Source organism: Sporolactobacillus laevolacticus DSM 442 (genome assembly GCF_000497245.1).
In the GTDB taxonomy this organism is placed as follows: domain Bacteria; phylum Bacillota; class Bacilli; order Bacillales; family Sporolactobacillaceae; genus Sporolactobacillus; species Sporolactobacillus laevolacticus.
The window spans coordinates 48,897-60,252 of the sequence record NZ_AWTC01000021.1 but is presented as its reverse complement, the minus strand read 5'-3'; the positions used below and the strand labels follow the sequence as shown (position 1 = coordinate 60,252).

At 40.5% G+C, this 11,356-nt stretch carries 8 protein-coding genes; 3 read left to right on the top strand and 5 right to left on the bottom strand.

All coding sequences use genetic code 11. The features are described 5' to 3' along the window. Positions 1-241: 241 nt before the first annotated feature. The 3 genes from P343_RS34815 to P343_RS34805 form a co-directional block, all read right to left on the bottom strand. The gene (locus tag P343_RS34815) at positions 242-1,522 is read right to left on the bottom strand and encodes an aspartate aminotransferase type Ic (RefSeq protein WP_023511544.1); all 1,281 of its coding nucleotides are present in this window, start codon (positions 1,520-1,522) and stop codon (positions 242-244) included. Positions 1,523-1,980: 458 nt separating this feature from the next. Continuing rightward, the gene (locus P343_RS34810; RefSeq protein WP_023511543.1) at positions 1,981-2,544 is read right to left on the bottom strand and encodes a GNAT family N-acetyltransferase; all 564 of its coding nucleotides are present in this window, start codon (positions 2,542-2,544) and stop codon (positions 1,981-1,983) included. Between the two features lie 192 nt (positions 2,545-2,736). Further along, positions 2,737-3,927: an MFS transporter gene (locus P343_RS34805; protein WP_023511542.1), complete on the bottom strand. Its 1,191-nt coding sequence runs from the start codon at positions 3,925-3,927 to the stop codon at positions 2,737-2,739. A 427-nt stretch (positions 3,928-4,354) separates the two neighbouring features. Here P343_RS34805 and P343_RS34800 point away from each other — a divergent pair, with 427 nt between their 5' ends. Beyond that, on the top strand, positions 4,355-5,122 hold the full coding sequence (locus P343_RS34800) for a DUF975 family protein (protein ID WP_023511541.1): 768 nt from the start codon (positions 4,355-4,357) through the stop codon (positions 5,120-5,122). A gap of 68 nt (positions 5,123-5,190) precedes the next feature. On the opposite strand, the gene P343_RS34795 is transcribed toward P343_RS34800, so the two are convergent. Beyond that, positions 5,191-6,039 (bottom strand): VOC family protein, encoded by an 849-nt coding sequence (locus tag P343_RS34795; RefSeq protein WP_023511540.1) that lies wholly within the window; start codon positions 6,037-6,039, stop codon positions 5,191-5,193. A gap of 202 nt (positions 6,040-6,241) precedes the next feature. Here P343_RS34795 and pepF point away from each other — a divergent pair, with 202 nt between their 5' ends. After that, positions 6,242-8,044, top strand: a complete 1,803-nt coding sequence (gene pepF / locus P343_RS34790) for an oligoendopeptidase F (RefSeq protein WP_023511539.1) — start codon at positions 6,242-6,244, stop codon at positions 8,042-8,044. A gap of 170 nt (positions 8,045-8,214) precedes the next feature. Here pepF and P343_RS34785 read toward each other — a convergent pair whose 3' ends face one another. Beyond that, entirely contained in the window at positions 8,215-9,936 is a 1,722-nt protein-coding gene (locus tag P343_RS34785) for a methyl-accepting chemotaxis protein (RefSeq protein WP_023511538.1), read from the bottom strand. 253 nt (positions 9,937-10,189) lie between these two features. Here P343_RS34785 and spoIIP point away from each other — a divergent pair, with 253 nt between their 5' ends. Beyond that, complete coding sequence (spoIIP, locus tag P343_RS34780) at positions 10,190-11,281, top strand: stage II sporulation protein P (protein ID WP_023511537.1); 1,092 nt, start codon at positions 10,190-10,192, stop codon at positions 11,279-11,281. Positions 11,282-11,356: the final 75 nt, after the last annotated feature.

The window sequence follows — 11,356 nt, the reverse complement described above, 5'->3', positions numbered from 1 at the left end:
CTGTATAACGACTTGTCTTCCACCCGCATAGCGGGTGGTTTTTTGTTTCGCACGCTACGCGTGCTCAACGGACTAAAGTCCATAAAATAATAAGCCGACTTTTAAAAAGTCGGCCAATTTTTTATTTGTAATTATTTTCCAACAAGAATTTACTCATAAATAATACTTGAATCACGCGAAAAAATTTACCTTTTCTTGATCCGATTTTGCCATCTATTTATGCCTTTAGTTCCTGAATCCATTAATCGTTCAACAGTTTCTTTATACTCACCATTTGTACACACAAGCATAATACGTCAATTGCCACTTTCAATTCTGCTATCGACGGGTATGTTGGGGCAATTCGAATGTTTCGATCTCTTGGATCTTTACCATACGGAAAAGTCGCCCCTGCTTTTGTTAATTTTACTCCGGCTTCCGCTGCGCGCTTAACCACTTCGGCTGCACAACCATCTAGTGTGTTTAAACTGATAAAATAGCCGCCTTTTGGCTTACTCCATGAAGCAATATTATTATCGCGTAATTGTGAATCAAGTTCAAGCAAAACAAGATCAAACTTGGGTTTAATTAATTCTGCGTGTTTTTTCATATGTTCATTGATATGATCTAAATTTTTCAAAAAACGAACATGCCGTAATTGATTAATCTTATCTGGCCCGATTGTTTGCGCAGAAAGTTGTTTCAGGATAAATTGAATGTTTTCTTCGCTTGCCGCCATTGCCGCTACACCGGAACCTGGGAATGTTATTTTTGATGTCGATGCGAAGATAAAAACCCGATTGGGGTGCCCTGCATCCTTGCATGCTTGCAATATATTCTTTAAATGCGGTTGTTCATTCGTTAAATGATGTACTGTGTAGGCGTCATCCCAGAAAATTTTAAAATCTTTTGCTTTTGTTTCCATTGTTGCAAAGCGGTTAACGACTTCGTCACTGTATATAATTCCTTCAGGGTTGCTATATTTTGGAACACACCAGATTCCTTTTATCGCATCATCCTTGCTGACAAGTTCTTCAATTTTATTCATATCCGGTCCGTCATCAAGCATATCAATGGTGATCATTTCAATATTAAGCGATTCGCAAATCGCAAAATGCCGATCATAACCAGGACTTGGGCACAAAAATTTTACTTTTGGCAATTTTTCCCATGGGCTATCACTGTCAATAACACCCTTAAGCAATGCCCTTGAAATCGTGTCATACATGATTGTCAGACTTGAATTGCCGCCAACAATGACTTCCGTAGGACGAACATGAAGGATTTCAGCAAACAAGTCTTTTGCTTCTTGTATGCCGTCTACTCCTCCATAGTTGCGAATGTCAATGTGATCAACAACGTCCATCGTGCGCGTGTTCAAAATGTCAAAAAGACCTGATGAAAGATCAAGCTGATCTGGACTTGGCTTTCCGCGAGACATATCTAATGAAAGATTCTTGTTCTTAAATTCACCATATTTTTCTTCTAATCTCGAATAAAGTTCAACCAATTCGGTCTTGTTTAAAGTATGTACATCACCCAAATGAATGTCCCCCTCTTTGCAAAAAGACAGTTATTGTATCATGAATAAATCGTTAGTAATTATGATATTGCCGATTTAATGGAAGAAGTTGCTTTTGCCCCACTGCTCATTATATGAAAAAAAGCCAATGACTTCTATATAATGAGAATAATTGATTCGTATTATTTTCAGGTTCACCATGGACAGTGTTTCAGAAAGTGCGTGACGGCATACATTGAAAACAGAATCAAAACATTTGCTCAGGAAGAGCAAGTGACCAAGTAAATGGTGATTAATACAATGAGATTTTCTAAAGATCAGATCAGGTAAAATGTTCGTAACCATTACAAATAGATCACTCTTCCTGCGCGCTTGATTCATAACTTATGCTTCAGATGTTGTGCTTTCTTAGCTTATAGAAAGGGTGTCTCATAGTCAAAAAATGGCCTTTTGAGACACCCTCTTTATTTTAATAATCTTTACTTAACAACATCAAGTTCACTATATTCTGCGCCCGTCCATTCTGAACGCAAAATGCCCATGTTTAAGAGATCATAAAACTTCCCGTCACGGTTAACAGCGGAACGCAGTCGCCCTTCGTGTTTAAATCCTGCTTTCTCATAAGCACGAACGCCACCGGGGTTATATTCGATGACATCTAGACCGACACGATTCAAATTTAGTTCATGAAAGGCATAACGCAGGATGACTTTTAAGGCATCCGAACCATAGCCTTTATTGCGATTCTTTGCTTCTCCGATACCGATCGCCAAAAGTCCTTTCTGGTTATTCCATTCGATACTGTGAATGGCGACAAAACCAATAAGTTCATCTTTGTCCAAATTTCTCAATGCAAATTCAAAAGAGTTCGAATGACTCTTAAGATCTGATTCTATTTCACTTTTTGATTTTGGAAAAGCGATGTCTGTATCCACGTTTCGAAGATAAACATCATCTTCATGCCACTTTTCCATAACAGCAATGTCTTCCGCCTTATAGGCAGTGAGCTTAACTAATTGTCCGGTAAATAAATGTCCTTGCATGATTGTTTCAATCTCCCTCGCTTAATTTAGAATCACCTCAGCTGTGTCAGACCCATTTCTACTTTTCAATGGCATCACTCCGTTCCACTATGATAATGAAATTCTATCATTTACCATCAACAAAAGAAATGCCCGAATGAAATGTATCTCTTTAACTCCATTTAATCTTAAATACGGTCCAACGTGTTTCCGTTATATTCCTTTGATTTTGCCCTTATAGCGTCGGTAAACAACGAGTACCATGATGCAACCTGCGAAAGCAAACAGTGCATTGATCAAGAAGGTATTTTGTGCTCCTTTTTCTGCGGCAAAACTGACGAGAAACGGAATGAGAAAGTACGCAATCGCTTCAGATATATTGTACAGACTGGTAATTAACCCTTTTCCTCGATCAGATACAAATGCCAGCAGCGTCAAACCGAGTTGAATGAGTCCCCCACATGAAAAATAGCCTAGAAGGATAGAGCCGACAATCGTGAGCACCGGCTGATGAATCAACCATAATAACAAGGACAGCACCGTTGAAGAAAAAGTATAAACAATCACGATTTTACTTGTACTGACACCCCTCTTACTAAACCAAAAGGTCACCAGCACACAAACGATTGCGCCAATACTTGCGTAGCTGACCAATTTTCTTCCCAAATCACTGCTCATATGAACCACTTCGGTGCCATACACCGCAAGCCAGTTATTTAATATGTAGAGAAGAATTTGTGCGATTGCTCCGAATAGAATCAGTAATAGTTCATCAGAAGAAAATGTATATTTTTTTCTCGTTAATTCCCCACTCTGTTTTCGATCACGATGTTCCATTAATGCACTCGATGCTGGAAATTTGCATACAGAGATTAATAAGAGATTGACCAGTAATACAACCGCTACAACGATGAAACTGTATCCGTACCATAACTGATGGACAATGAGAAAACCGATAAAAAAAGGTAAAACAAATTGTCCGGCTTGCATGAACGCTTTAACAATGATGGTAGCTGATGCCGCGTTCCTCGGAAAGGCTTCCATTAGTGCCGGATAGGTGCCTGTATCTAGAAAAGAATTCGCGGCGCCACCTAGAAATCCAAACAGATAGGCAATTTGCGCATTTGGGCTGATTAATATTCCACAAAAGAAAACGAGATAGAGAATCATGCCTAAGATAATTGATCGTTTTCTTCCCCAAATATCTGACAGCTTTCCGGAAACAGTGACAGCGATTAATTTGCCAATCCCGAGTGCAGACACAACGATTGCGGCTGTCAGTGTGCTTGTATGCCACTGTTTGGCCAGAAACTCCATATTTTGGGCCAATATAATTAATCCGACACCGTGTATGAGATAGTTGATATATAGACTCAATGCGGTTAGGGAATATCTGTTTTTCATGAATGTCTCCCCTATTCCATGTGTTATTTAAATATATTAAATGACTCAAAACTCTGTTTTCCGTTGATCAATACAAATAGAGTCTTTTAAAGACTAATACAAAAAATTACTTTTTGGAACCCCACTTCTTGTAACTTTTGTACGGTTTAAATAAAGTGCTGCCTTGTTTTTTGACCGTAGAAGCATACTTCTGCCAAGTAAAACAATATCATTTTGAAAATTTCGCTCTTCTTTCGTCTTCTTCCAAAAAAAGTGAGAGAATGGACGCTTGCGGCATCCATCACCGGTTCATCGTCTTTTGCATTGCTGTTTTCTCGTTGAGCATGAGTAAATAAACAGTAAAAAATATGTGTACTGAATTAGATTCCTGGATGAATATGGTACAATGAAACAAAAATAATTTTTCCTAGGAGGGGTTTTCACTTTTATGCGAATTTCAGAAATTAAAGATGATGCAAGATCATCGCTCAAAGGCTATGCTGTTTTAGCAGGGCTCTTTATCTTCATCCAGTTGTTGATCTCAGCGGTGCCTCCTAATATTGCTGACATTGTGCTGTCTGGGGGCTTCTCGAACTGGTTGGATCGGACGGATACCTCAATATCGTCCTCTATCTTTCAATTCATTTATATCATCGTATTGATTCCGTTGAACATTGCCTCAACTTGGTTTTTTCTCAATTTAATTCGTGAAGAAGAACCTAAAATTTCATCTATTTTCACAATCTATCAAAAAGGGAAACTCGTATTCAAATTGATTTGGACGTCTATCATTCAATTTATTTTAGTTCTCTTATGGTTACTTTTGCTTATCGTACCGGGCATTATAAAGGGCTTGTCTTATTCTCAAACTTTTTTTGTACTTAAGGATCATCCGGAGTATTCAGCAGGAAAAGCGATTAAAGAAAGCAAGTTATTGATGAAGGGTTATAAGTGGAAATTCTTCCTACTTGGACTAAGCTTTATTGGCTGGGCGCTTCTTACAGCTGCCCCAATTATCATAGGGATTATCGCTTTTGCACTGCTAATGACTTTTCAAATGGCGGTCATCAGCATTGTTTTCCTTGTCCTCGGAATATTAGGAACCGTGTGGTTTTACCTATGGCTTATCCCATACATCAATGCTTCTTATGCAACGTTTTACCAACGATTAGTGGACATTCACACCCCAGCAGAATCCGATACGGAATTGCAATAATTTATGAGTTTTTTTACCATATAAAAGCCGCCCATTAATACAGGCGGCTTTTTCCTATTGGGTGTTAATTAATTAGTTAGCTCAAATTTGATTCCGGAAGGATCTTTGGCAAATAACCGGTCATCAGTTTCTTCCACGACAGCATCCATCTTTTCTAAACGTTCGATTACTTCTTTTCTCTCCTCTTCACTAGGAAAAACGAGGCGGAAGTAGTTCATGCCGACATGTACCCCTTCTTGGACAGGGATGCCTCTGCTGTTCCAGACATTGAGCCCGATATGATGGTGATAGCCTCCAGTTGAAATAAAGTCGGCATATGCACCGTATTTTGCTACAAGATTAAAACCAAGTCCTTCGACATAAAATTGCTCAGTCGCTTTTAGATCAGCTACTTGCAAATGAAGGTGTCCCATTATTGTTCCTTCAGGGAGACCAGTCCATGCTTCTCCATCCAATTCGTCTAACAGATGTTCATCCATTGCTTCGGTTGGCATGAATACCGTGCCATTTTCCCACTTCCACTGATCTGATGGCCGGTCACGGTAGATTTCAATGCCGTTTCCATCCGGATCTTCAAGATAAAGAGCTTCACTGACTGCGTGATCCGCACCCCCGACAAGTGGATAGCCTTCTTTCATTAAGTGAGCGGTAACCGCAGCCAAGTCTTTTCTAGACGGGAGTAACAAGGCAAAATGATAAAGACCTGCGCTTCGGCGGATAAGCGGCAAAACGCCCTGTGGCTGTTCAACCGTGATCAAAGGATCTTTTCCATTTGCTGAAAATGTAATGGCGCGTTTATTTTCTTTTATCACATGCAACCCGAGCATCCCAGAGTAAAAATCTTTAGAGCGTTCCAAGTTATTTACATAAACATTTACTTGATCTACATAGGTATTTGGATATTCATGAAAATTCATCATGACCCCTCCTGTTTCGTTTTAGTTATAGTTTAGATATGCTTTTATTGGTTATTACTTTATGTAAGTAAGTATATATTGATAAGCTATTTAAGTCTAATATTCTTTCTCACAGGACTTTAGGTTTCTTAATGCCTTTCAAGAATCAGAAAAGGTACATTATGGTAAAATGAGATCAATCATAATGAATTGGGGGATGGATATGGATCAAAGACTGCAACGAAACCAGGTACCGACTGAAAAAACATGGAATCTTGTCGATCTATTTCAAACACGGGATGATTTCTTGGCAGAATTGGACGATTTATTAAAAATGGCAGATCAGTTGGCGAATGAAAAAGGAAAATTATTAACAAACGGACCGTCCCTTTTCCATGCATTAGAAGAGTACTTTGACTTTTCCGCCCGTTTGTGGCGCTTATCCGCCTACGTGAGCTTGAAGCAATCAGCAGACAGCAGTGATCCCGAGAATCAGGCGGATGCCGCTCGAGTGGATGCGGCAAGCGCTCAAATCGAAACAACACTCTCTTTCTTTGAGGACGAGTTTATGGATTTAGATGAAGAACGGTTGAATGCATTGGAGCGCGAGACCACGGAACTTGCAGAATACCGTCCTTATTTCACCAAATTATTCGCGCTTAAACCTTACCGTCTGCATCCGGAAGCTGAGAAAACGATCAAAGCTTTGTCCGAAGTTCTTGATGCTCCATATACGATTTACGCACGCAGCAAGCTTGCCGACATGCAGTTTCTTCCTGTAAAGGATGGGAACGGTAAAACCTTGCCAATGTCCTTTACGCTTTATGAGAATAGTTATGCGTCAACACAAGACACTGAGCTAAGACGAAAAGCATATGACTCGTTCACAAAAACACTGGACGCGTATAAGAACACGTTTGCATCCGTTTACGCAGCAGAGGTTGCGAAAACAGTGGCAATAGCCAAGTTGCGTGGCTACCGTACAGCAACGGAATACTTGCTTCAGCGTCAGCAAGTCAGCGAAACGATGTATAATCATCAGCTTGATATTATCTACAAGGAATTGGCTCCTCATATGCAGCGCTATGCTGAGTTGAAACGTCAAGCGCTCGGACTTGATCGCATGACCTATGCCGATCTGCTCGCACCTATCGATTCAACCGGCCCACAAACGACCTTTGAAGAAAGTAAAGCTGCAATTCTCGAGGCATTGAAAATCATGGGACCTGAATATCATGCCATTATCGAAGAAGGCTTAAATAGCCGTTGGGTTGACTATGGTGACAATATCGGCAAATCAACCGGAGGATTCTGTTCCTCGCCCTACGGCATTCATTCTTATATATTAATGACCTGGACAGGTGACATTCGTAACATTTTGACGCTTGCCCATGAATTAGGTCACGCCGGCCATCTCATGCTCGCCCAAAAATATCAGAAAATGGCTAATTACCGCCCTTCCCTGTTCTTTATCGAAGCTCCTTCGACAATCAATGAACTGATTCTTGCACAGTATTTGAAGAAAAATGCAACTTCAGATGAATTAAAACGCTCTGTTACAGAACGATTGCTGAGTACCTATTACCATAACTTCGTCACACATTTACTTGAAGGTGTCTATCAGCGTAAAGTTTTTCGACTGGCTGAAACGGGTGAAGCGTTGACCGCTTCAAAATTGACGGAGCTCTTTAACGAAACACTTGCTGGTTTTTGGGGGGACGCGGTTCAGCTTGAAGATCGTGACGGATTAACTTGGATGCGCCAGCCTCACTATTATTCAGGCTTGTATTCTTACACCTACTCAGCTGGCTTGACCGTTGCGACGGCGGTCGCGGGTCAAATTACTGAGGAAGGACAGCCAGCAGTTGATCGGTGGCTGTCTGTGCTTAAGGAAGGCGGCAGATTGACACCACAAAAATTGATTGAAAAAGCACATGTTGATATTTTAAATCCGGTGACAATCCGCCGAGCTGTAGCTTATGTGGGCACGCTTGTTGACGATATGCAGGCAGCTGCGATTCAGTAAGTAGTAAAAGAATAAGAGAAAAAGCGTTCCCAACATTGCGGAACGCTTTTTCTCTTTTCAAAGAGAGTGATAATTAACTTCACACCAAAACTTAATTAAGCTCTGTTTTTTTCCTAGCTTAGCAATCGAATATAATAGCGCATGTCCAGAACATGTAATCCTACATCGATTTAAATTTTAAAATGCTTAATCAGCTGTTCAAATTTATCGGATGTATTTGCAAGTTCTTGTGCTTCATTCAGCAATCCATCCATTGTCTCTTCGACACGTCCCATTGATTGATTGACTTGATCGACACTCGCAGAAGATTCCTGAGAAACTGCAGCAACTGCGTCAATGGACTGCTTCATTTGATTGCCTATGCTGCTGACCTCATGAAGTCTATTTGACAATTCCTTCATGCTTTCCCCAATCATCTGTGCCTCCTTGTTAATTGAAATAAAAGCTTCACCGGTGAGTGAAATCTGCTTTACGCCTGTCCGCACATGGTCACAACTTTCTAAAAGAGCATTTTCAACAGATTCAGAACCTGTTTGAACACCATGAAGCATATTTGTCATATCTTTAGCAGAATTTGACGTTTGGATGGAGAGCTTCCGAATCGATTCGGCAATGATACTGAATCCTTTTCCTGCTTCACCGGACCGAGCCGATTCAATAGTCGCGTTCAAGGCAAGAAGATTCGTTTGACTGGCGATCTGATCAATAATTTCGACCAATCGCGACAGATCACTCATTCGGTTCTTAAATCTGGCCATATTTTCCGATGCATTTAGAACGCTTGATTCAATTTGGTTCATATTTTTCTTTGATTGGTCAATTTGTGCTTTGCCTTTTTCTGTCAGTTCGGATGCGAATAATACGTTCTGGAGAACACTTGCTAGCGTGGACACTTCTTGTTCAAGCCGTATCATGAACTCTTCAGTAAATTGTGAAATATGGCTCGTATTGTCCGCTTGCGTTTCCAGGCCAGTAGAAAGCTGATTCATCACATGTACCATCTCTTCGCTTTCCTTGGAGATGGATTGTGTTGATCGGATTAGTGTCCCTCCGCTTTTTTTTGTCATTTCAGCTGCTTGGACAATCGCTTGAATCATATTGAGTAGATTAATCTTCATTTTTTCGATAGATTCTGCAATCAATCCAAGTTCATCTTTGTTATGTATGGCTTGCTCATTTCCGCGCAAATCACCGGATGCAATCATGTTGGTTGTGGCAATGACGCGCTGGAAAGAACCTTTGATCTGACGCCTAATCATCCAGGTAATTCCTGCGCTCAGCATAATGGACAAGACCACACTCGCTGCTAAGAAGAGTATGGCTCCCCACACTTGCTTTTGGACGTTTTCCATCGCCTGCTGTTCTTCACGAATCACAGAATTCCTCAAATGCTCTACTAATTTTATCGTCTTCTCTTGAATCAGGTTCTGCTCCTTGCGAATATCCATTGTCTTTTGTTTGTCATTCATCAGTACTGCCGGCACAAATTCAGTTTGAAAAAGATTGAATGTGCGCGCGTCGTAACTCATAATCTGCGAAAACCATTCTTTCTGTTGCTTCGTTTTCATATAAGGCTTTAATTTCTTTTCTGCCTGTGTCAGTTTCAACTGATCTTGTGAGTAAAGCTTTACAGCCTGATCACCTGGATTTAGCAAGTAATCTACAACGCGTGAGTCTTTAGAACGAAATAATGAACCGACCTCTGTAATCTGAGCAGCACGCTCTCCTTCTACCCGTGCATCCTCCGCCCGCTGTAGCGTGAGATAAAGCAGAAGTGTGGAGATGATTGCGGAAACAAGCATCAGTAGCAAAACAATCCATAAACTGAGTGAAAACTTCTGGCTTATGGTCAGATGCCGCCAGCTTGACCATTTTCTAAAGTTGTTCTTCAAACGTAACCCTCCGATAGTCGTATACGTTCTTTCCTACATTTTAAGTATTAAAGGATTACAGCTTTGGAACAAGACGCGCAATGTAAAAGAATTGTAAATTCAAATTTACAATACCAGTCATGATTCTAAAACCAGATGCCAATGATCGTACAGAAAAAAGATGGCTCACTAAAAAAATAAGTCTATCTTCCGCCCTCTCTCTCATAGATTAATAGAGCAGCATGAATCTTTCAGATGATGGGGAGGGACAAGTATGAAGAAATTAAAATCGCCACATTCAACACAATCATCGATCAACCATAGTCTGTTGTTCCACTATCTCTTTGTCCTGATCCTGATTTACGGGCTAGCCATCCTTGTTACGGTCAGCCAAGTAAAAATAGGTTTCATAGAGGACACTTTACAAAAAGCGGATTGGCCTGCAAAAGTTTTACTTACCGAAACGTTCGGAAATGAAAATGTTCTCTTTAATCAGGCGATAAAAAAACAAGATCGCCCAAAGACTGTCTATCATCTCTTATTTGAAGCAATGACTGAACTCCGATTTGACGATAACCGCAGTCTTTTCGGTTCGGAATTGCCCGGTTTTACCATTTACAACACAAGGATTTTCATAGCCGGAAAAGGATTGAATTATACAAATCTGCCTAAAGATAATCCGCCGTCTCCTGAAATTAATATTGAACCACCAAAGGAAAAAACTCCTCAAGAAAATGCTAAAGATGTACCTGATCAGAAGTTGAAAAAAGTAGTGCTTCTCTACCATACGCACCCTTGGGAATCCTATAAGCCAATGAACAGCGGCCAGGATTCGACCTATACCGACCCATTGAAAAGTGTCGCAAAAGATGCTGACATAATAGGGAAAACGTTGAGTGAAAATGGTGTGGGCTATATACACAAGTACAAACAGGGCTGGGGGTACAATGAAGCGTACGCGAAATCTAGAATCATTGTCCAGGATGCGCTCAAGCAGACGCCAACACTTAATTATTTGATCGATATCCACAGAGATTCATCAGGCAGGAGCGTTACGACCATGAACATTGGCAGCACATCTTATGCGCGGATCAGCATCATTATTGGGGAAGCAAATCCGAATTATTCGGCTAATCTCTATTTAGCCAAACAAGTCAAAAATCAGATCGACAAAAAATATCCGGATCTTGTGCGCGGCATTGTTGGCAAGACCAAGCTTGAAGGAAACGGAATCTATAATCAGGATTTGTCAAAGAACGCGATTCTCGTTGAAATCGGCGGCGTGGATAATAACCTGCAGGAAATTACGCGCAGCTCAAAAGCCTTTGGCGAAGCGCTCGCACAAGTCATTAAACAAAATAAATGAAAAGAGTTGTAAAAATTAGCACCTGGTATTAATATTAAGTTATAAATCGTATTGCTGAGTCTATACCCAGCCGAA

Bases quoted from the DNA above. Each gene is read 5' to 3' on its own strand.
- P343_RS34810 (WP_023511543.1), bottom strand. From the start codon at position 2,544: ATGCAAGGACATTTATTTACCGGACAATTAGTTAAGCTCACTGCCTAT.
- P343_RS34805 (WP_023511542.1), bottom strand. From the start codon at position 3,927: ATGAAAAACAGATATTCCCTAACCGCATTGAGTCTATATATCAACTAT.
- P343_RS34800 (WP_023511541.1), top strand. From the start codon at position 4,355: ATGCGAATTTCAGAAATTAAAGATGATGCAAGATCATCGCTCAAAGGC.
- P343_RS34795 (WP_023511540.1), bottom strand. From the start codon at position 6,039: ATGAATTTTCATGAATATCCAAATACCTATGTAGATCAAGTAAATGTT.
- pepF (WP_023511539.1), top strand. From the start codon at position 6,242: ATGGATCAAAGACTGCAACGAAACCAGGTACCGACTGAAAAAACATGG.
- spoIIP (WP_023511537.1), top strand. From the start codon at position 10,190: ATGAAGAAATTAAAATCGCCACATTCAACACAATCATCGATCAACCAT.